At 60.2% G+C, this 19,983-nt stretch carries 19 protein-coding genes; 11 read left to right on the forward strand and 8 right to left on the reverse strand.

The genetic code is table 11. The features are described 5' to 3' along the window. Positions 1-10 precede the first annotated feature (10 nt). From AC1Q5O_RS09675 to AC1Q5O_RS09685, 3 genes are read left to right on the forward strand one after another with little or no spacing between them, the layout of a single operon-like run. Positions 11-757: a glycosyltransferase family 2 protein gene (locus AC1Q5O_RS09675; protein WP_374042744.1), complete on the forward strand. Its 747-nt coding sequence runs from the start codon at positions 11-13 to the stop codon at positions 755-757. Then, on the forward strand, positions 750-1,070 hold the full coding sequence (locus AC1Q5O_RS09680) for a lipid-A-disaccharide synthase N-terminal domain-containing protein (protein WP_492562614.1): 321 nt from the start codon (positions 750-752) through the stop codon (positions 1,068-1,070). The genes AC1Q5O_RS09675 and AC1Q5O_RS09680 overlap by 8 nt, the downstream gene beginning before the upstream one ends. 25 nt (positions 1,071-1,095) lie before the next feature. Next, positions 1,096-2,781, forward strand: coding sequence for an ArnT family glycosyltransferase (locus tag AC1Q5O_RS09685; protein WP_492562617.1), 1,686 nt, complete (start codon positions 1,096-1,098; stop codon positions 2,779-2,781). 152 nt (positions 2,782-2,933) lie between these two features. Here the strand turns inward: AC1Q5O_RS09685 and AC1Q5O_RS09690 are convergent, their stop codons facing one another. The 8 genes from AC1Q5O_RS09690 to AC1Q5O_RS09725 all read right to left on the reverse strand — a co-directional run bounded on the left by AC1Q5O_RS09690 (position 2,934) and on the right by AC1Q5O_RS09725 (position 11,950). Further along, entirely contained in the window at positions 2,934-4,253 is a 1,320-nt protein-coding gene (locus AC1Q5O_RS09690) for a UDP-glucose dehydrogenase family protein (protein ID WP_492562619.1), read from the reverse strand. A 155-nt stretch (positions 4,254-4,408) separates the two neighbouring features. Next, on the reverse strand, positions 4,409-5,470 hold the full coding sequence (gene mgrA, locus AC1Q5O_RS09695) for an L-glyceraldehyde 3-phosphate reductase (RefSeq protein ID WP_492562620.1): 1,062 nt from the start codon (positions 5,468-5,470) through the stop codon (positions 4,409-4,411). Between the two features lie 168 nt (positions 5,471-5,638). Beyond that, on the reverse strand, positions 5,639-6,640 hold the full coding sequence (locus AC1Q5O_RS09700) for an ABC transporter ATP-binding protein (protein ID WP_492562622.1): 1,002 nt from the start codon (positions 6,638-6,640) through the stop codon (positions 5,639-5,641). Between the two features lie 28 nt (positions 6,641-6,668). After that, entirely contained in the window at positions 6,669-7,736 is a 1,068-nt protein-coding gene (locus tag AC1Q5O_RS09705; protein WP_492562624.1) for a Gfo/Idh/MocA family protein, read from the reverse strand. Then, positions 7,733-8,572 carry a carbohydrate ABC transporter permease gene (locus tag AC1Q5O_RS09710; RefSeq protein ID WP_223612694.1) on the reverse strand — a complete coding sequence of 280 codons (840 nt, stop codon included), beginning with the start codon at positions 8,570-8,572 and terminating at the stop codon, positions 7,733-7,735. The genes AC1Q5O_RS09705 and AC1Q5O_RS09710 overlap by 4 nt, the downstream gene beginning before the upstream one ends. A 12-nt stretch (positions 8,573-8,584) precedes the next feature. Further along, on the reverse strand, positions 8,585-9,535 hold the full coding sequence (locus AC1Q5O_RS09715) for a carbohydrate ABC transporter permease (RefSeq protein ID WP_223612693.1): 951 nt from the start codon (positions 9,533-9,535) through the stop codon (positions 8,585-8,587). Positions 9,536-9,744: 209 nt separating this feature from the next. Next, entirely contained in the window at positions 9,745-11,004 is a 1,260-nt protein-coding gene (locus AC1Q5O_RS09720; protein WP_223612692.1) for an ABC transporter substrate-binding protein, read from the reverse strand. 34 nt (positions 11,005-11,038) lie between these two features. Then, a complete protein-coding gene (locus AC1Q5O_RS09725) occupies positions 11,039-11,950 on the reverse strand; it encodes an N-acetylmuramic acid 6-phosphate etherase (RefSeq protein WP_492562628.1) in 912 nt (303 codons plus the stop codon). A gap of 191 nt (positions 11,951-12,141) precedes the next feature. On the opposite strand from AC1Q5O_RS09725, the gene AC1Q5O_RS09730 reads away from it, so the two are divergent. The 8 genes from AC1Q5O_RS09730 to ugpE all read left to right on the forward strand — a co-directional run bounded on the left by AC1Q5O_RS09730 (position 12,142) and on the right by ugpE (position 19,980). Beyond that, positions 12,142-13,035 (forward strand): glucosamine kinase nucleotide-binding domain-containing protein, encoded by an 894-nt coding sequence (locus tag AC1Q5O_RS09730; RefSeq protein WP_492562629.1) that lies wholly within the window; start codon positions 12,142-12,144, stop codon positions 13,033-13,035. Next, positions 13,028-13,816, forward strand: coding sequence for a GntR family transcriptional regulator (locus AC1Q5O_RS09735; protein WP_223612690.1), 789 nt, complete (start codon positions 13,028-13,030; stop codon positions 13,814-13,816). Before AC1Q5O_RS09730 ends, AC1Q5O_RS09735 begins: the two co-directional genes overlap by 8 nt. A 17-nt stretch (positions 13,817-13,833) precedes the next feature. Next, positions 13,834-14,844: an SIS domain-containing protein gene (locus AC1Q5O_RS09740; protein ID WP_223612689.1), complete on the forward strand. Its 1,011-nt coding sequence runs from the start codon at positions 13,834-13,836 to the stop codon at positions 14,842-14,844. Next, positions 14,841-16,010 (forward strand): N-acetylglucosamine-6-phosphate deacetylase, encoded by a 1,170-nt coding sequence (nagA, locus tag AC1Q5O_RS09745; RefSeq protein ID WP_492562631.1) that lies wholly within the window; start codon positions 14,841-14,843, stop codon positions 16,008-16,010. The genes AC1Q5O_RS09740 and nagA overlap by 4 nt, the downstream gene beginning before the upstream one ends. Positions 16,011-16,091: 81 nt before the next feature. Further along, on the forward strand, positions 16,092-16,691 hold the full coding sequence (pncA, locus tag AC1Q5O_RS09750; protein WP_223612687.1) for a bifunctional nicotinamidase/pyrazinamidase: 600 nt from the start codon (positions 16,092-16,094) through the stop codon (positions 16,689-16,691). A gap of 162 nt (positions 16,692-16,853) precedes the next feature. Continuing rightward, complete coding sequence (gene ugpB / locus AC1Q5O_RS09755) at positions 16,854-18,164, forward strand: sn-glycerol-3-phosphate ABC transporter substrate-binding protein UgpB (protein ID WP_223612686.1); 1,311 nt, start codon at positions 16,854-16,856, stop codon at positions 18,162-18,164. Between the two features lie 65 nt (positions 18,165-18,229). Next, on the forward strand, positions 18,230-19,120 hold the full coding sequence (gene ugpA, locus AC1Q5O_RS09760) for a sn-glycerol-3-phosphate ABC transporter permease UgpA (RefSeq protein WP_223612685.1): 891 nt from the start codon (positions 18,230-18,232) through the stop codon (positions 19,118-19,120). 11 nt (positions 19,121-19,131) lie between these two features. Next, positions 19,132-19,980 carry a sn-glycerol-3-phosphate ABC transporter permease UgpE gene (gene ugpE / locus AC1Q5O_RS09765; RefSeq protein WP_346305246.1) on the forward strand — a complete coding sequence of 283 codons (849 nt, stop codon included), beginning with the start codon at positions 19,132-19,134 and terminating at the stop codon, positions 19,978-19,980. Positions 19,981-19,983 lie beyond the last annotated feature (3 nt).

Consider the following 19,983-nt stretch of genomic DNA (forward strand, 5'->3'; position numbering starts at 1 on the left):
ACCAGACAATATGAAAGCCTGCACATTGAGCAATCCGGCAATCACAATCGTAATTCCATGCCGAAACGAGGCCGCAAACCTGGCCTTCCTTCTCGATGAAGTGGATGCAGCCATGGAAGGCCGCAGCTACGAAGTGGTGGTGGTCGATGACGGTTCGACCGATGGAACGGGCGACGCCCTCGCCGAACGCATCCGCGCCGGCAAGCCGCTGCGCCATGTCCGGCATGATAAATCCGCCGGCCAGAGCGCTGCGGTCCGTTCCGGCGTTTTCGCCGCGAGGGGCAAAGTCGTCGTGACGATGGATGGCGATGGCCAGAACGATCCGGCCTATCTGCCCAAGCTCGCCGATGCGCTCATCCAGGCGGGCCCCGCCGTGGGCATTGCCGCCGGCCAGCGGCTGAAGCGCACCGACACCAAGCTGAAGCAGATCTCATCAAAACTCGCCAACAAGCTGCGCGGCGCCATCCTGAAGGACAACACGCGCGATTCCGGCTGCGGGTTGAAGGCGGTGCACACCCAGCTTTTCCGCGAACTGCCGTTCTTCGACGGCTGGCACCGCTACCTCCCCGCGCTGGTGATCCGCGAGGGTTACGGCGTCGTGCATGTGGATGTGGTGGACCGCGAACGCCGCCACGGCAAATCCAATTACGGTATTCTCGACCGCGGCCTGCGCGGTATTCTCGATCTTTACGGTGTGTGGTGGCTGAGAAAGCGCCGCAAGACCGTTCCAACCATCACGGAGATCAGCCATGGCTGACGCATTTAGCAATTGGCTGCACACGGTCTTTGTCGCCCAGTTTGACGCCTGGATCCTTCTCGGTTTCTTCGCGCAGGGCTGCTTCACCATGCGTTTCGTCGTGCAGTGGATCGCTTCGGAAAAGGCCAAGCGCAGCGTTGTCCCGGTAACGTTCTGGTTCTTCTCGCTGTTTGGCGGCGTTCTGCTCTTCATCTACGCGATCGTGCGCAAGGATCCGGTGTTCATCGCCGGCCAGGGTTTGGGCCTTGTCGTCTACATCCGCAATCTGTGGCTGATCGCCAATGAGAAAAAGGCAATGACGCAGGACAGCTGAGCCGAAGGCACCGCAAGGCACGATCATGACCCATTCTGACCCTGCGTCTGCGGGCACCGCAAAACTCCGCTTCAGCCACTACCTGCTGCTCATTTTCATCTGCCTTGTGTCGTTCGTGCCCGGAATCGTCGCGATTCCGCCGCTCGACCGGGATGAAGCGCGTTATATCCAGGCCACGCACCAGATGGCGGAAACCGGCGATTACGTCGACATCCGCTTTCAGGATGCCTCGCGCTACAAGAAACCCGTCGGCATCTACTGGCTCCAGAGCGCCGTGCTGAAGGTCACCGGCTATGACCAGACGGCACCGGTCTGGGTCTACCGGCTCGTCTCGGTCGGCGGCGCAACGCTGGCGGTGCTCGCCACGGCGGCGCTGGGTGCATTCCTGTTCGGCCAGAGCGCAGGACTGCTCGCAGGCATGGCGCTTGCGGCCATTGTCATGCTCGGCTTCGAAGCCCGCGTGGCAAAAACCGATGCCACCCTGCTCGCCACCGTGGTGTTTGCCCAGGGCGCGCTGGCATGGATATGGATGGCCAGCCGCAACAACACCCCGGCAAAATGGGCGCCCGCCCTTGTCTTCTGGATCGCAACGGCCGTAGGCGTCTTGATCAAAGGGCCGATCACGCCCTTCGTCAGCGTGCTCACCGCCGCCGCGCTCTGTCTCTTCTACCGTGAATGGCAATGGCTGAAGCGGCTGAAACCCCTGAGCGGTATCGCCATTCTGCTGGTCATTGTCTTGCCCTGGCTCGTCCTGATCACACTGAAGAGCGGCGGCGCCTTCTTCAACGAATCCGTCGGCAATGACCTGTTGTCCAAGGTGGGCGACGGGCAGGAAAGCCATGGTGCACCGCCCGGCTATTTCGCCCTGATTTTCGTGCTGTTCCTCTGGCCCTTCGGCGTCATGGCCATACGCGGCGGCCTGCAGGCACTCGGCCGTTTCCGCACCGATCCGCGTCTCGCCTTCCTGACCGCCTGGTACATTCCCTACTGGCTGGTGACGGAGATGATCCCGACCAAGCTGCCGCACTATATCCTGCCCGCCTATCCCGCGCTTCTGCTGATGATGGCCTGGGCTGTGGACAGCGGCATTGCCAGCCAGCCCTATCGGGGGCGCTGGCAGATATGGCTTGAACGGCTGACGCTGCTGGGTCTGGCCATAGCCACGCTGGCGCTGATGGGCGCAGGCACCGTCCTGCCCTGGGTCATGGCCCACACGCTTCCCGTTCCTGGGATCATCGCTTTCTTCACCGCAGCGGCGGCGGGCATCTTTGCCAGCGGCCTCGTGCTCAGGGATAATCTGACGCGTGCCATACAGGTGACCGCAACCCTTGCCATTGCCACGCTGGCTCTGCTCACATGGGGCGTGGCTCCGGCCATCACGCCGATCTGGATGAGCCCGGCCATCAACAATGCCTTCAACGCGGCAAAACCCTGCGCCAACAGCGTGCTGGCATCGGCGGGCTATGCCGAGCCAAGCCTGGTTTTTCTGGCGGGTACAAAGACCATCCTGACCAGTGGTGCGGGCGCGGCAAAATATCTGCTCGACAATCCCGCCTGCGCGATTTCCGCCGTCGACGAGGGCAGCCGGGCGGAATTTCTGCAAAACCTGCCGCAGGGCGAAAAATCCGTCGTCGTGGCCGGCAGTGTTTCAGGCATCAACTACAGCAAGGGCCGCAAGACAACCATAACGCTGTACAGGGCTGCGCAGTAATCCAACGATTGCATGTCCATTGTGCGTGGTTCGACAAGCTCACCATGAGGGAAGCTTGCGGGCTGCAATCAAACCACGGTCCTCATGGTGATAGACCACCGCCCTCATGGTGAGCTTGTCGAACCACGCACCACCACGATGCAAATGTTGTTTTAAACGCCCTGCCCCAGGCCCGGGCGGCCGATGGAGTGGTACTCCAGCCCCGTGCCGTCGATATCCTGCTCGCCGTAGACGTTGCGCAGATCGAACAGGAGATTGCCCTTCATCAGGCTGGCAACCTTCTTCAGATCGAGCGCGCGATAGGCGTTCCATTCGGTCAGGAGCACGGTGATTCCGGCACCTTCGACGGCCTCGTAGGCCGACTTGCACCAGACGACGCCCGGCAGCACCGGTTCGGCAGCCGAGCGCGCTTCCGGATCATGCGCGCGCACCGTCAGGCCGGCCTTCTGCAGGGCCGGGATGATATCGAGCGCCGGTGACTCGCGAATATCGTCGGTGTTCGGTTTGAAAGCGATGCCAAGCGCCGCAACGGTTTTTGCGCCGCTCCTGGCAGCCGCGGCGATGACCCGTGCGGCCATGGAGTGCTTGCGCTGCTCGTTGACCACGACGACCTGCTCGATCAGGGTCTGCGGTGCATTCATCTTGCGCCCGGTCGCCGCATAGGCGCGGGTATCCTTGGGGAAGCAGGAGCCGCCGAAACCGGGGCCCGCATGCAGGAATTTCGAGCCGATGCGGTTGTCCATGCCGATGGCGCGCGCCACGTCCTGCACATTGCCGCCGGTCTTTTCGCACAGGTCAGCCACCTCGTTGATGAAGGTGACCTTCATCGCCAGAAAGGCATTGGCGGCATATTTGATGATCTCGGCATTTTCCAATGTGGTCACGATCATCGGCGTTTCGCGCAGGTAAAGCGGCCGGTAGACGCGCTTCATGGCATTGGAACCGGGCTCGTCATGCACGCCGACCACAACGCGGTCGGGCCGCAGGAAATCCTCGACGGCCGAGCCCTCACGCAGGAATTCCGGATTGGATACCATCGAGAACGGCACATCCGGCCGCGCCTTAGCAATATGCGCGCGCACATCGGCATTGGTGCCGACCACGACCGTCGACTTGATCACGATCACCGCGCCCGGCTTCATGGCGGCGGCAATCTCATCCGCGGCGGCATAGATATATTGCAGGTCGGCTTCCCCGTCGCCGCGCCGTGACGGCGTGCCGACGGCGATGAAAATCACATCCGCATCGGCGACCGTCGATGCCAGCTCCGTCGTAAAGATCAGGCGCCCGTCACGGGCATTGCGGGTCAGGAGTTCGTCCAGACCGGGTTCGTAGATTGTCACTTCCCCAGCCTGCAGGCGCTCGATAATGGCCGGGTTCTTGTCGACGCAGGTGACCTGAAAACCGAATTCGGCAAAGCACACACCAGAAACCAGACCGACATAGCCAGTCCCGATCATTGCAATCTTCATCGCACTATCCCATTCGTGACGTCAATTTCGCGCAGACATGTCGCATATTCGCGCGGCGCTGCCAATTGCGGGTTGCATCCCATTCGAAAAACGCCAGCCACGGGATCGCAGCCGGCGTTTTCGATGTCTTTTATCTAAAGCGTTTCAACGCGGGTTCAAGCCGGTTTTGGCGGGGTACGCTCCGGTCCCCGGCGCTCGGCCGACGCTGCCCAGAGATTGATGTTCGCATCATTGGCATAAACGTCGATTTCGGCAAGCTCCGCATCGGTAAAATCGAGATTTTCCAGAGACTTGACGCAATCGATGACCTGCTGCGGCTTACTCGCGCCGATGAGCGCGGTGGTGATCCGGCCGCGCCGCAGCACCCAGGCAAGCGCCATCTGCGCCAGAGTCTGGCCGCGCTTTGCCGCAATCGCGTTCAATGCCCGGATATTGGCAAGGTTCTGTTCGCTGAGGAAGGCCGGATTGAGCGACTTGCCCTGCGCGGCGCGGCTTTCTTCCGGCACGCCCTTGAGATATTTGTCGGTCAGCATGCCCTGTGACAGCGGCGAGAACACGATGGAGCCGATGCCGAGCTCTTCCAGCGTGTCGACAAGACCGTCATCCTCGATCCAGCGGTTGATCATGGAATAGCTTGGCTGATGAATGAGGCACGGCGTGCCGAGTTCTTCCAGTATGGCCGCCGCTTCGCGGGTGCGATGCGAGTTGTAGGACGAGATGCCGACATATTGCGCGCGCCCGGAACGGACGATGTGGTCGAGCGCCATCATGGTCTCTTCCAGCGGTGTATCCGGATCGAAGCGGTGCGAATAGAAGATGTCGACATAGTCGAGACCGAGCCGCTTCAGGCTCTGGTCGCAGCTGGCGATGACGTATTTGCGGCTGCCCCACTCCCCGTAAGGGCCGGGCCACATGCCGTAACCCGCCTTGGAGGAAATGATCAGCTCATCACGATAGCCCTGGAAATCCGTGCGCAGGATTTCGCCGAATGCTTCTTCGGCGGAACCGGGCGGCGGGCCGTAATTGTTGGCGAGATCGAAATGGGTGATGCCGAGATCAAAGGCCTGGCGGCAGATGGCCTGCTTGGTCTGGTGCGGCGTGTCGTGTCCGAAATTGTGCCACAACCCCAGGGAAATCGCCGGCAGCTTGAGGCCGCTCTTGCCGCAGCGATTGTACTTCATCGTGTCGTAGCGTTTGGAGTCCGCAGTCCATTTCATGATCGATCTCTTCCCTGTCGTCTTGCCTCGGCGCCGAGCCGGACGATTCCCGTTTCAGCGCGCCGGACTATGAACGAAAGTCATGGGGATGTCATGACGGGAAATGCGTAAGTCGCTTTGGCAAAATACGTACTCTACGTAAAATACGTATTTTGCACTCCACCCGCATCACGCCTTGATGATCTGGTCCTTGTCGTCGAAACGGTAGGTTCGTCCGGCATCCGGCGTTGCATAGAGCACCTGATCGACCTCGTACTGGTGTTCGCCGAAGAGGCGGACCGTCAGCGGGCCGAAATCCGTCTGCAGATAGATGATCGTATCGGCTCCCAGATGCTCCACGTGGATGACCGATCCCTTCCAGGTGCCTGATGTATTGCTGACCTGGATGTGCTCCGGGCGAATCCCGACGGTCTTTGCCGCGGGGTCGCCGAGCTTTGCGCCCTCGACGAGGTTCATCTGCGGCGAGCCGATGAAGCCCGCGACGAACAGCGTCTGCGGTGAATTATAGAGTTCCATCGGCGAGCCGACCTGCTCGATCCTGCCCTTGTTCATGACGACGATCTTGTCGGCAAGCGTCATGGCTTCCACCTGATCGTGCGTCACGTAGATCATCGTCGCCTTCAGCTGCCGGTGCAGGCGGGCAATCTCCAGCCGCGTGTTGACACGCAGCGCCGCATCGAGGTTCGACAAGGGTTCGTCGAACAGGAAGAGCTGCGGCTCGCGCACGATCGCGCGGCCGATGGCGACGCGCTGGCGCTGGCCGCCGGACAGTTCGGCCGGGCGTCGCTCCAGATAATCATCGAGCGAGAGCATGGCCGAAGCGATCTTCGTGCGCTCCTTGATTTCCTCGGCGGGCTTGCCTGCCTGCTTCAGGCCAAGGCCCATATTGTCGCGCACCGACAGGTGCGGATAAAGCGCGTAGGTCTGGAACACCATGGCGATGCCGCGTTTTGCCGGCGGCGTATTGTTGACCTTTTTGCCGTCGATCAGGATCTCGCCCGAGGTCGCATCCTCCAGACCGGCGATCACGCGCAGCAAGGTCGACTTGCCGCAGCCGGACGGCCCGACAAAAATCACGAACTCGCCATCCCGCACCTCGAGATCGATGCCTTTCAGCACGTCCACCTGGCCGAAAGACTTGCGAATATTTTCTATCTTCAAAGAACCCAATGTCTTGTTCCCGTCTTCAAACTTTTAATTACAGGTCTACCGGCTTGCCGGTGCGCACGCTTTCATCCGCCGCAAGGCAGACACTGAGCGACCGCACGGCATCCTGCATGTGGCGGCCCAGGTCGAGATCCTCGCGGATGGCTTTGAGAACAAAGGCCTGCTCCAGGTCACAAAGCTCCTGATGGCCGGGTTCGCCCGCCATGCTGAGCAGCTCGTCCGGCTTGGCAAAACGCCCGTCCGCGCCTGTCCTGGCCGAATGCAGCCGGATGGTCGATGTCTTGGTGTGCGAGTCGATATCATCCGACTTGGCGTTCTGGTCCATGACGATGGACACACAGCCATTGGGCGAGATCACGTCCTTCACGAAGAAAGCCGTTTCCGAAATCATCGGACCCCAGCCCGCCTCGTACCAGCCGACAGAATTGTCGTCGAAGAGAACCTGCAGATGACCGTAATTGTACATCTTCGCATCGATCTCGTCGGAAAGCCGCACGCCCATGCCGCGCACCTGAACCGGCGTGGCGTCGGTGATCTGCAACATCACATCGAGATAATGCACGCCGCAATCGACGATAGGCGACGTGGTCTGCATCAGCGCCTTGTGGGTTTCCCATGTCGCGCCGCTCGACTGCTGATTGAGGTTCATGCGGAAGACATAGGGGCCGCCAAGCTTGCGGGCTTCCTCGATCAGCCGCACCCATGACGGATGGTGGCGCAGGATATAGCCGATCACCAGCTTGCGGCCATACTGTTTGGCCGCAGCGACCACACGCTGCGCATCGGCGACGGTGGTGGCCAGCGGCTTCTCGACAAAGACGTCGGCACCCGCCGCCATGGCGGCAACGGCATAGTCCGCATGGCTGTCGGAATAGGTGTTGATCGAAACCAGCTCCGGCTTGAGGTCGGCCAGCGCCTGTTCGAAAGAGGGATGGATCGTGTAGCCCTGCAATTCCCTAGCCAGCGGCACGACGGAGCGGTTGACCAGCCCGACAATCTCGAAGCCAGGATTGTTGTGATAGGCGAGCGCGTGGCTCCGGCCCATATTGCCAAGCCCGGCAACCAGAACCCGCACGGGCTTTTGCGTATTGGCGGTCATTTGACTGCTCCCGATGTAATACCGCGGATCAGTTGCCGCGAGAACAAGAAATAAAGGACGAGTACCGGCAGGATGGCGAGGGTCAGCGCCGCCAGAACGGCATTCCAGTTGGTGACGAACTGGCCGATGAACACCTGTGAGCCGAGCGTGACAGTTTTGGTGGCATCGCTCGGTGCAAGGATCAGCGGGAACCACAGATCGTTCCAGATCGGGATCATCGTGAACACGGCGACCGTCGCCATGGCAGGCTTGACCAGCGGCAGCACCAGCCGGAAAAAGATCGAATATTCCGTCAGACCGTCGATGCGGCCGGCATTCTTCAGGTCATCCGACACGGTGCGCATGAATTCGGTGAGAATGAACACGGCAAGCGGCAGACCTTGCGCGGTGTAGACGAGGATCAGCGCGGTCAAGGTGTTGACGAGCCCCGTCGCAACCATGCCCTGCAGAATCGCGACCGTTCCAAGGCGGATCGGGATCATGATGCCGAGGGCGAGGTAGAGCCCCATCAGCGAATTGCCGCGGAAGCGGTATTCCGACAGCGCGAAAGCGGCCATGGCGCCGAACAGCAGCACGAAGAAGATCGACACGGAGGTGACGATCAGGCTGTTCTGGAAATACAGGGTGAAATCACCCTGTGTCAGCACCGAGTTGTAACCGACCAGACTGAAGCTGGATGCATTCGGCAGGCCAAGCGGGTTGCGGAAGATCGACGCCCGGTCCTTGAACGAGTTGATGATGATCAGGAACACCGGAAACAGCGCGATCAGCGTGTAGATGATCAGGGCGACGTGAACGAAGCCGGAGCGGAGGGGTGATGTACGGGCTTTTGCCATGACGGGACCTTCCTAGAACTGGTACCGGCGCATGCGCCGCTGGATGGCAAAGAGATAGATGCACACACCCGTGAGGATGATCAGGAACATCACCGTGGCAATGGTCGCACCCATGGATTTGTCGCCGATCTGCAGCTGGAAACCGAAGAAGGTGCGGTACAGCAGCGTTCCCAGAATATCGGTCGACCCGTCGGGGCCGGCAAGCGCGCCCTGCACCGTATAGACAAGGTCGAAGGCGTTGAAATTGCCGACAAAGGTCAGGATGGAAATGATGCCGATGGAGGGCAGGATCAGCGGCAGCTTGATCTTCCAGAACTGGCTCCAGCCGGTAATGCCGTCGCATTCCGCCGCTTCGAGAACTTCTTCGGGAATGCTCAGCATCGATGCGTAGATCAGCATCGTCGGAATGCCGACATTCTGCCAGACCGAGATAAGCGATACGGTGATCAGCGCCGTGTCCGGCCGGCCGAGCCAGGGTGCGAACAGTGATTTCAGGCCGACGAGATCAAGCAGGTAGGGCGATACGCCCCAGATCGGCGACAGGATCAGCTTCCAGATGAAACCGACGATCACGAAGGACAACAGGGTCGGCAGGAACAGCGCCGTGCGGTAAAACGCGCCAAAGCGCAGCTTGGGCACCGACAACAGCGCAGCCAGGGCGACGCCGATCGGGTTCTGCACCAGCATGTGGATCAGGAAGAACACGAAATTGTTGCGCAGCGCGTTCCAGAAACTCGCCGACCAGCGTGGTTCGCCGAACAGGGTCTGGAAATTGCCGAAACCGACAAACACACTCTGCCCGTCAACCACATTGAACAGCGACAGGCGCAGGGTTTCGATCAAAGGCAGGATCATGATCGCCGTATAGACGATCACCGCCGGCAGCAGGAACACAAGGATGTGCCAGCGCCGTGCGCGTTTGTCCTGACCGCTGTCAGACTGGGAATAGTCGGCCGTGCTCATTAATTCGCAAACCCCTGCTTATTGATTTGTTGGTCATGGAAAACCGGTCCACGACTGCCGTTCGTCAAACGAATGCAGCGGCAATGATTGCCACTTCTGAGCACGTTTTGTTTGGGCCCAAATACATCGGCCTTGGTTTCGCATAAACAAAATTTGCTCGGAATAAGCGAAATGCCGGAGCGGCACGAACCGCCCCGGCATTCGATTGCTTACTTCGCAGGCTTGTACCAGCTGTCGAGACCGTCCTGCAGCTTCTTGGCTGCAACTTCGGGCGTATCGGTGCCGTTGATCACATTGGCCGATTCAACCCAGGTTTCGTTTTCCAGGTTCGGCTTGCCGCGCGACAGGATCTGATAGGTCGAACGGATCGTCGGCTTGCACTTTTCGCGCCAGGACACGAATTCCTGCGCCAGCGGGTCCTTCATCTTGACCGGTGTCGACGACAGGCTGAAGAAGCCCGGCAGCGCATTGGCATAGATGTCGGCGAATTCTGGCGAAGCAACCCAGCTCAGGAACTTCTTGGCCGCTTCCGGATTCTTGCTCTTGGCATTCATCGCTGCGCCAAGATCGGCATGGTCGGAGATGTAGCAGGTGTCGCCGGCCTTCTGCACCGGCGGCAGGAACGCGCCCATCTTGAACTGTGCCTGCGTGTTGAACAGCGAGATTTCCCACGAACCGGCGGGATAGATCGCCGCACGGCCGAGCGTGAACAGGTTCTGGCTGTCCGGATAGGTCTGGGCTTCGAAACCGTCGCCGAGATAATCCTTCCACTTGGCAAGCGTCTTGTAAGGCGCAACCCAATCGGCATCGGTAAGCTTCTGCGTACCCTTGATCAGCGCGGTACGGCCTTCTTCACCCTTCCAGTAGTTCGGTCCGATGTTCTGGTAGCCCATGGTTGCGGCTTCCCAGAGATCCTTCGTGCCCATGGCGAGCGGAATGTAGGTGCCGTCCTTCTTGATCTTGTCGAGAGCGGCGAAGAACTCGGCTTCGGTCGTTGGAACCGCAATGCCCAGCTTGTCGAAGGCATCCTTGTTGTAGATGAAGCCGTGAATGACCGATGCCATCGGCACGCAGAACGTGTCGGAACCGTCATCGGTGCTCCATGCCGCCTTGGCAACAGGCGTGAAGTTTTCCATGCCCGGAAGGCTCTTCAGGCTCGACAGGTTGCCGCGCTTGAACTGTTCCAGCGACTTGTCGAACGGACGGCAGGTGATGATGTCACCGGCGCTGCCGGCATCGAAGCGGGCGCCAAGAGCGGCATCATATTCGGTCGGCGGCGTCGGAGCGAACTTGACCTTGATCCCAGGATTCTTCGCTTCAAAGGCCGGAATGAGCTTTTCCTGCCAGATGGCAAGATCGTCCGTACGCCAGCTTTCGATTGTCAGCGTTGTATCGGCGGCATGAGCAAAGCCGGCCGAAGCCAGGATGCTCGTTGCCATGAGCAGTGATTTTAAAGTCGTGCTTCCCATTTTAGTCTCCTGTTGCACCCTTTGAGCAGTGCCGTTAACGAGAGCCGAGGCTCCCTTTCAGTGTCGAAAGCGACGGGCGTAGCCTCTGTTGATTGCTTTCGAGAATGTGTGATGCCTGTTTTGCGTCGGCTGCACCCGCTGCCAGCAGGATTGCGCGCTTTACTGAGCCATCGGTTGAAGCCAGATGCTGTTTCGCATCGGCGATGTCGCAGGCGGCGATGGCCGAAACGATGAGAGCGGCGCGTTCGCGCAGCTTTTCATTGTCGGCAACAAGATTGACCATGTAGCCGTCATGCACGTGCCCCAGATGCACGGCCATGAGCGTGGAGAGAAGATTGAGCGCAATTTTCTGCGCGGTCCCTGCCCCCATGCGTGTCGAACCGGCGACGATTTCCGGCGGTGTTTCCAGCGTGATCGCCACGTCGGCATGCCTGAACAGCGGCACAGCCGGATTGTTGGCAATTGCGATGATCTTCAGCCCGCGCCGCCTGGCTTCATCGATGGCCGCCACCGCATAGGGCGTCGTGCCGCTGGCCGAAATGGCAATCAGGCAATCGCCCTGCCCAAGGCCGGCGCCGGCGATATCGCGGGCGGCCTGCGCCACATCGTCCTCATAACCGCCGGCAAGGCGCACAAGACTTTCAACACCACCCGCCAGAAGGATCACCACGCGGTCCGGCGCGATGCCATAGGTGCCGGGCAGTTCGAGTGCATCGGCAAGTGCCATCAGGCCGGAACTGCCGGCGGCGGCATAGGCGATACGCCCGCCCGCGGCCAGGGTTTCGGCGGCGAGCAGCGCGGCCTCTGCAATGGAATCCGTCGCCCGCGCCACCGAAGCCGCTGCCTCGATCTGCGCCTCGTGCAGCAAACGCAAAACATCGGCTGGCGATCGCTCGTCCAATCCGGATGCCTTGTCGTTGCGTTGCTCGGTACGGGTTACCACCACTCGCCTCTCCTCGTTGCGATAATTAATGCCAAAAAAATACCACTTGTCCAGAGGTTCTTAAAAAAATCATGCACTGTTTTTCATACAAGTTAAATTATTCAATAAAATCAGCATGATGAATAAAAGTCGAAAAAACCTGGAATTAACGCTTGGCTATTGGTATTTTATTGGTATTCTATTTTCGGAGGGCAATGAGTGTGACATATCTCCTGGGAATTGATGGTGGTGGAACGGGCTGCAGGGCAGCCGTGGCCGATATGACAGGCCATGTTCTGGGCATCGGCAAAAGCGGTTCGGCCAACATCATGACCGACATGGAAAACGCGCGCCTGAATATTCTCGGCGCGACAAATGCAGCCTTTGCCGAAGCCGGGATCGATGCCGCAATGATTCCCGCGACCGCGGCGGTTCTTGGGCTCGCTGGCGCCATGGTCGGCGGCAATGGCGAGAAGCTGCGGACGACCCTGCCCTTTCAGTATTCCCTGGTAACATCCGATGGCACGATCGCCCTGCAGGGTGCGCTCGGCGACAATGACGGAACCGTGGTCATCATCGGCACAGGCACTCTGTTCGTCACGCGCGAAGGCGATGACATCCGGTTTGCCGGCGGCTGGGGCTTCAAGGTGGGTGATCTTGGCGGCGGCGCGCGAATCGGCCGCGATCTCCTGGAAGAGGCCCTGCTGGCCCATGACCGGTTTCACCCTTCGTCACCCCTGACAGAGGCCGTCCTCCAACGCTTTGAAAACAATCCTCACCGGATCGTCGAGTTTGCCCATGCGGCACGCCCCAGCGATTTCGGTACGCTTACGCCGCTGGTTTTTGAGTATGCTGCCCGCAACGATGCCGTGGCACTGGCGATTGTGAACAGGGCGGCGACACAGATCGAAGAGGGGCTCGATGCCATCATGCCATCCGCACAGGAACGCCTGTCATTGATCGGCGGACTGGGGCCGCTGTTCGAACAGCGTCTTTCGCCCCCGTATCGGGCAAAGCTGCAAAAGCCGCTGCATGACGCGCTGACGGGCGCGGTGCAACTGGCGGTGAAAAACTTCGCGCCGGCGCGCAAGGAGGCCGTGCATGGCTGACGGGTTGATCGATATCCTGCCTTCCCTGAACGACGGTTCTGCCAGCGGCGGCCCGCTCTACGTCAAACTGCAGCGGCTGATCGAAACGGCTGTCCGCGACGGCATGCTGCAGCCGGGCGATGCCTTGCCGCCCGAACGGGAACTTGCCACCATCGCCGATATTTCGCGTGTCACCGTGCGCAAGGCGGTTCAGGGGCTGGTCAACACCGGCCTGCTCGTGCAGCGGCATGGCTCCGGCACCTTTGTCGCGCCCCGTTCGGAACGGGTCGAGCAATCGCTGTCGCATCTGACCTCGTTCACCGAGGACATGGCGCGGCGCGGCATGATCGTGCGTTCCACATGGCTCGATCGCGGCATCTACCCGCCCTCGCCGGAAGAAATGGTCACACTCGGTCTTTCCTCGGGCGAGAAAGTTGCCCGCATCAGCCGCTTGCGCGTTGCCAATGACACGCCCATGGCGATTGAACGCGCCGCCCTGTCCATTCAGGTGCTGCCCAATCCGGAACTGGTCACGCTGTCGCTCTATGCGGTGCTGGCGGAGGGCGGCAATCGCCCGGCCCGCGCCATTCAGCGCATTTCGGCGGCAATCCTGAAGGAGGCCGATGCCAAATTGCTCGAGGTGCCCGCGGGTTCCGCCAGCCTCAACATCGAGCGCATATCCTATCTCGAATCGGGAAAAGTGATCGAATTTACCCGGTCGATCTATCGGGCGGATGCCTATGAATTTGTCGCGGAGCTGAAGCTCGGCGACTCCTCGGAAATTTCAGGAGCAGTACTTTGACCACCAACGGAACTCTCATGCGCGAAGAAATTCGCTCCATCCCCGATGTAACCGCGCGGTTTCTCGACGCTTCCCGCGATACGCTGGCCAATGCCGGAGCAAGACTGCGCGAGAAGAACCCGCCCTTCCTGGCCTCCATTGCCCGCGGTTCATCGGACCATGTGACAGCCTATCTGAAATACGCGACGGAACTGACCGCAGGCATTCCCGTCGCCTCGCTCGGACCGTCCGTCGCGTCGATCTATGGCATCACCCTGAAACTCGAGAGCGCCGCAACGCTCTCCATTTCCCAGTCCGGCAAGAGCCCCGACATTGTCAGCATGACCAAGGCGGCACGCGAAAGCGGCGCGCTGACGCTCGCCATCACCAATGAAATCAATTCCGATCTCGCCTATGCCAGCGATCTCGCCATCGATATCCTGGCGGGACAGGAACGCAGCGTCGCCGCCACCAAGACCTTTGTCAGCTCGGCGGTCGCCGGTCTCGCCATGATCGGCCACTGGACGCAGAACAAGGAACTGCTTGCCGCCATCGATGAACTGCCCAAGGCCCTTGCCGCGGCCATCCGCTGCGACTGGTCGCCGTTCGGCGCCGCCATGAAGGGCGAAAACTCGCTTTTCGTGCTCGGGCGCGGACCATCCCTTGCCATTGCCAACGAAGTGGCGCTGAAATTCAAGGAAACCAGCGCCATGCACGCGGAATCCTACAGCGCCGCCGAAGTCATGCACGGACCCAAGGCCATCGTCGGCAAGGATTTCCCCGTATTGGTGCTTGCAGCACGCGATGCGGCCGAGGATTCAATCGTGCAGGCTGCCGATCGCCTTGCCGAACAGGAAGCCGCCGTCTTCCTGACATCGGCGAAGCCGTCGAAAGCCACCGCATTGCCGTTCATCGCGACGTCGCACCCATTGACGGACCCGCTCACACTGCTGGTATCATTCTATGCTTTCGTGGAAGATTTCGCCCGCAGCCGCGGATTGAATCCGGACGAGCCACCGCATTTGAGAAAAGTGACTGAAACAATATGAGCACTGTCTATGCACTGACCGGCGCCGACATTTTTGACGGCGAAACCTGGCATGCCGGTTCGGCGATTCTTGTCGATGCGGGCGCCATCACCGGTATCGTTGCCCAGGCGGACATCCCTGCGGATGTTCGCCGGGTCGCGCTCAACGGCGGCAAGCTTGTGCCCGGTTTCATCGACGTGCAGGTGAATGGCGGCGGCGGCGTTCTTCTGAACGACGGCCCGAGCGTCGAGGCGATCAGGACCATCTGCCAGGCGCATTTCGCCTTCGGCACGACGGCCCTCCTGCCAACCCTGATCACCGACACCCCCGCCATCACCAATGCGGCGATTGCCGCCGGCAAGGCGGCCGCGCTGGAGAAAGTCACCGGATTTATCGGCCTGCATCTGGAAGGGCCGCACCTTTCCGTCTCGCACAAGGGCACGCACGATCCCGCGCTTATCCGCCCGATGGAGGACAGCGATCTCGTGGCGATCGTGGAAGCCGTGCAGGCACTGCCGGTACTGCTCACCACTGTCGCCCCGGAGACCGTCCCCGTCGACAAGATCAAGGCCATGGTCGATGCGGGCGTCATCGTCAGCATCGGCCATAGCGGCGCAACTTATGAAACGGCTGTCGCGGCCAAGGATGCCGGCGCGTCCATGGCAACCCATCTTTTCAATGCCATGAGCCAGCTCGGAAACCGCAGCCCGGGCGTTGTCGGCGCCATCCTTGAAACCGGCGAACTGTCGGCAGGGCTGATTGCCGACGGTTTCCACGTCAGCAAGGCCTCGATGGCGATTGCCCTGCGTGCCAAGCAGGGTCCGGCCAGGATTTTTCTCGTGACCGACGCCATGTCCACCATCGGCACGGATATCACCACCTTCACGCTGAACGGACGGACGATCCGGCGGCATGACGGCCGCCTGACGCTCGAAGACGGCACGCTGGCGGGAGCCGATCTCGACATGATTTCGGCAGTCCGCTTCGTCCATCGCGAGCTTGGGCTGGACCTGGAGGAAGCCCTGCGGATGGCCTCGCTCTATCCCGCCGAGAGCATCCGGATCGATCATCGCTACGGGCGCATCGGCACCGGATATGTTGCCAATATCGTGCATCTCGATGATGCGCTTGAGGTCGATCACGTCTGGATCGACGGCGATCTGCATTACGCCCGAAACCCGAGTTGACGACTTTCTCCGATTGTCCATACTGCCATCCCTAGTGGAACGAATTTGACATTCGGACCACCGGACAATCGGAGAAATGAAATGGCTGGGGATGCGCTTGTCGTCATCGATGTGCAGAACGATTTTTGCCCGGGCGGTACACTGGCCGTGGATGGCGGAAGTGAAATCGTCCCGATCATCAACAAACTGATCATCCGGTTCGATCACGTCATCCTGACGCAGGACTGGCACCCGGCCGGCCATTCGAGCTTCGCTTTCTCCCATCCCGGCAAGGCGCCCTTCGACACGGTGAAAATGCCCTACGGCGACCAGACGCTGTGGCCGGACCATTGCATTCAGGGCACGCCGGGCGCCGATTTCCATGCGGATCTGCAGTGGACCAAGGCCGAACTGATCATCCGCAAGGGCTTCCGTCCCCACATCGACAGCTACTCGGCGTTTTTCGAGAACGACCGCAAGACCCCGACCGGCCTTGCCGGCTACCTGCGCGAGCGCGGCATCACCAATGTGACCTTTGTCGGGCTGGCGACAGATTATTGCGTCGCCTACTCCGCGCTGGATGCGGTGGCGCACGGTTTTACCGCCGATGTGCTGCTGGATGCCTGCCGCGCCATCGACATGGGCGGATCACTGGCCGCCATGGTCGCGAATATGCGCAAGGCCGGCGTCACCCTCATCTGACCGGCATAAAAGTGAACAGCTGAGCATTTTTTCCACAGGCGTTAACCCAGACATTCGACCAAAGTCATAAAACTGTTGTTTCTCTGTCACATAATGAGGATAGTGCCCATAAGCGCATCCAATAAGCGTGTTCCTAACGACGCCTCATTATGGGAGACATACATGACATTTCGCGGCACTTCGCTCAGCCTTGCGCTTGGACTTATCCTAGCATCGTCCACTTCATCCTTTGCCGTCACCGAAATCAGCTGGTGGCACGCCATGACCGGTGCCAACAACGAGGTTGTTGAAACCCTGTCGAAGGAATTCAACGAAAGCCAGAGCGACTACAAGGTCGTTCCAGTGTTCAAGGGCACCTATCCGGAAACGTTGAACGCCGGCATTGCCGCGTTCCGTGCCAAGCAGGCCCCGCATATCATGCAGGTATTCGACGCCGGAACCGGCGTCATGATGGGCGCCGAGGGCGCCATCAAACCGGTGGCCGACATTCTCTCGATGGGCGGCGCAAAGTTCGACAAGAGCCTCTATCTGCCGGGCATTGTCGCCTATTATTCCAAGCCGGACGGCACGATGCTGTCCTTCCCCTACAACAGCTCCTCGCCAATCCTTTACTACAACAAGGATATCTTCAAGAAGGCGGGCCTCGATGAAAACAACCCGCCAAAAACCTGGCCGGAAGTCTGGGAAGCCGCCAAGAAGATCAAGACCAGCGGCGCGGCCAAATGCGGCTACACCTCGACATGGCTGACATGGATCCACACGGAAAACTTTGCCGCCTGGAACAATGTTTCCTACGGCACCAATGAAAACGGCATTGCCGGAACCGATGTCGAACTGAAGATCAACGCGCCGATCTATGTCAAACACTTCCAGGAACTGGCCGACCTCGCCAAGGACGGCACGTTCCGCTACGGCGGGCGCACATCCGAAGCCAAGCCGCTGTTCCTGTCGGGCGAATGCGGCATCTTCACCGAATCCTCCGGCGGACTGGGCGACGTGGTCAAGTCGGGCATGAACTACGGCACCGGCCAGCTTCCCTATGACCCCGATGCCAAGGGTGCACCGCAGAACACGACACCGGGCGGCGCCAGCCTCTGGGTGTTCGCCGGCAAGTCCGACGCGGAATACAAGGGCGTTGCCGCCTTCTTCACCTTCCTGTCGCGCACCGACATCCAGGCCCGCCTGCACCAGGTATCCGGCTATCTGCCGGTCACCCTTGCCGCCTATGAGGACACCAAGAAGTCCGGTTTCTACGACAAGAACCCCGCCCGCGAAATTCCGATCAAGCAGATGATGGGCAAGGCGCCGACGGAAAACTCCAAGGGCGTCCGCCTGCCGAACCTGCCGCAGGTGCGTGATATCGAGAACGAAGAGTTCGAGAACATGCTCTCCGGCAAGCAGACCGCCCAGCAGGCGCTCGACAATGCCGTCAAGCGCGGCAATGCAGCCATCAAACAGGCGAACGGCCAGTAAGAGCCGGTTCATGAACGCCCCGTCCGCATGTCTTGCGGACGGGGCTCTTTTCAAGAGGGGCAATCATGGCATCGTCAACGCGTGTCACTTTTCCGAACAAGGTCCTGCCATATCTGCTGCTGGCGCCGCAGCTTGCCATCACGATTGTCTTTTTCTACTGGCCCGCGTCCCAGGCCATCCGCCAGTCGGTGCTGCGCGAGGATCCGTTCGGCCTGTCGACCCAGTTCGTCGGCCTCGGCAATTTCAAGCGCATCCTGAGTGACCCGAACTACCTGAACTCGCTGCAGGTCACGGTTATCTTCTCCATCGCCACGGCAGTCATTGCCATGGGCTTCGCGCTGCTGTTCGCCGTCATGGCCGACAAGGTCATCCGCGGCAAAGGTGTCTACCGCACCCTGATGATCTGGCCCTACGCCGTGGCCCCGGCCATTGCCGGCATGCTCTGGCTGTTCCTGTTCAATCCCTCAATGGGCACATTCGCCTATATGATCCGCTCCGCCGGCTACAATTGGGACCCGCTGCTCAACAGCAACCAGGCCATGCTCCTGGTGGTTGCCGCCGCCGCATGGAAGCAGATCAGCTACAATTTCCTGTTCTTCGTTGCCGGGCTGCAGTCCATTCCCAAATCGCTGATCGAAGCCGCTGCCATTGATGGTGCCGGCGAAACCAAGCGCTTCTGGACCATCATTTTCCCGCTGCTTGCCCCGACGACGTTCTTCCTGCTGGTCGTCAACACCGTCTACGCCTTCTTCGACACGTTCGGCATCATTCATGCCGTCACCGGCGGCGGCCCGGGCAAGGCGACGGAAACATTGGTCTACAAGGTTTACAATGATGGCTTCGTCAACCTGATCCTTGGCGACTCCGCGGCACAATCGGTGATCCTCATGGTCATCGTCATCGGCCTGACGGCGATCCAGTTCCGTTATGTCGAGCGCAAAGTGCATTACGGCTGAGGAACGCAGAGATGATCCAGAACAATCCCATCGGCCGTCTCGTCGCCCACATCATCCTGATTGTCGGCATCCTGATCGTGGCCTTCCCGATCTACTACGCCTTCATCGCGTCAACCCAGTCGCTGCAGGATATCATGCGGCCGCCGCTGTCCCTGCTGCCGGGCGGGCATTTCTGGGAAAACTACACGACGGCGCTTTTCGGCGGCATCGGCCGCATCGGCGGCGTGAGTGTCGGCCGCCTGCTCATCAACAGCACGATCATGGCGCTGGCGATTGCCGTCGGCAAGATCATCATTTCGATCCTGTCGGCCTATGCCATCGTCTTCTTCCGCTTTCCCGGCCGCATGGTCTTCTTCTGGCTGATCTTCATCACCCTGATGCTGCCGGTCGAAGTCCGCATCCTGCCGACCTACAAGGTCATGGTCGATCTCGGCCTCATCGATACCTATACGGGCCTGACGGTTCCCCTCATGGCGTCGGCTACCGCAACCCTCCTGTTCCGGCAGTTCTTCATGACCATACCGGGCGAGCTGGTGGAAGCGGCACGCGTCGACGGTGCAGGCCCATGGCGCTTCTTCAAGGACATCCTGCTGCCCCTGTCCAAAACCAACATCGCAGCGCTGTTCGTCATCCTCTTTATCTACGGCTGGACCCAGTATCTCTGGCCGCTGCTGATGACAAACCGCAATGACATGACGACCATCGTCATCGGTCTGCGCAAAATGATTTCCTTCGCCGATGCCGACACCGAATGGCATCTGGTGATGGTGACCTGCATTCTGGCCATCCTCCCCCCGATCCTCGTCGTTGTGCTGATGCAACGCTGGTTCGTGCGCGGTCTGGTCGAAACGGAGAAATGATCC

The sequence above is a fragment of the Phyllobacterium sp. MT110 genome (genome assembly GCF_058792715.1).

Bases quoted from the DNA above. Each gene is read 5' to 3' on its own strand.
- ugpE (WP_346305246.1), top strand. From the start codon at position 19,132: ATGATCCAGAACAATCCCATCGGCCGTCTCGTCGCCCACATCATCCTG.
- AC1Q5O_RS09740 (WP_223612689.1), top strand. From the start codon at position 13,834: ATGCGCGAAGAAATTCGCTCCATCCCCGATGTAACCGCGCGGTTTCTC.
- AC1Q5O_RS09715 (WP_223612693.1), bottom strand. From the start codon at position 9,535: ATGAGCACGGCCGACTATTCCCAGTCTGACAGCGGTCAGGACAAACGC.
- AC1Q5O_RS09710 (WP_223612694.1), bottom strand. From the start codon at position 8,572: ATGGCAAAAGCCCGTACATCACCCCTCCGCTCCGGCTTCGTTCACGTC.
- AC1Q5O_RS09720 (WP_223612692.1), bottom strand. From the start codon at position 11,004: ATGGGAAGCACGACTTTAAAATCACTGCTCATGGCAACGAGCATCCTG.
- AC1Q5O_RS09675 (WP_374042744.1), top strand. From the start codon at position 11: ATGAAAGCCTGCACATTGAGCAATCCGGCAATCACAATCGTAATTCCA.
- pncA (WP_223612687.1), top strand. From the start codon at position 16,092: ATGGCTGGGGATGCGCTTGTCGTCATCGATGTGCAGAACGATTTTTGC.
- AC1Q5O_RS09735 (WP_223612690.1), top strand. From the start codon at position 13,028: ATGGCTGACGGGTTGATCGATATCCTGCCTTCCCTGAACGACGGTTCT.
- AC1Q5O_RS09690 (WP_492562619.1), bottom strand. From the start codon at position 4,253: ATGAAGATTGCAATGATCGGGACTGGCTATGTCGGTCTGGTTTCTGGT.
- AC1Q5O_RS09680 (WP_492562614.1), top strand. From the start codon at position 750: ATGGCTGACGCATTTAGCAATTGGCTGCACACGGTCTTTGTCGCCCAG.
- AC1Q5O_RS09705 (WP_492562624.1), bottom strand. From the start codon at position 7,736: ATGACCGCCAATACGCAAAAGCCCGTGCGGGTTCTGGTTGCCGGGCTT.
- ugpA (WP_223612685.1), top strand. From the start codon at position 18,230: ATGGCATCGTCAACGCGTGTCACTTTTCCGAACAAGGTCCTGCCATAT.
- ugpB (WP_223612686.1), top strand. From the start codon at position 16,854: ATGACATTTCGCGGCACTTCGCTCAGCCTTGCGCTTGGACTTATCCTA.
- nagA (WP_492562631.1), top strand. From the start codon at position 14,841: ATGAGCACTGTCTATGCACTGACCGGCGCCGACATTTTTGACGGCGAA.
- AC1Q5O_RS09730 (WP_492562629.1), top strand. From the start codon at position 12,142: ATGAGTGTGACATATCTCCTGGGAATTGATGGTGGTGGAACGGGCTGC.
- AC1Q5O_RS09685 (WP_492562617.1), top strand. From the start codon at position 1,096: ATGACCCATTCTGACCCTGCGTCTGCGGGCACCGCAAAACTCCGCTTC.
- mgrA (WP_492562620.1), bottom strand. From the start codon at position 5,470: ATGAAATGGACTGCGGACTCCAAACGCTACGACACGATGAAGTACAAT.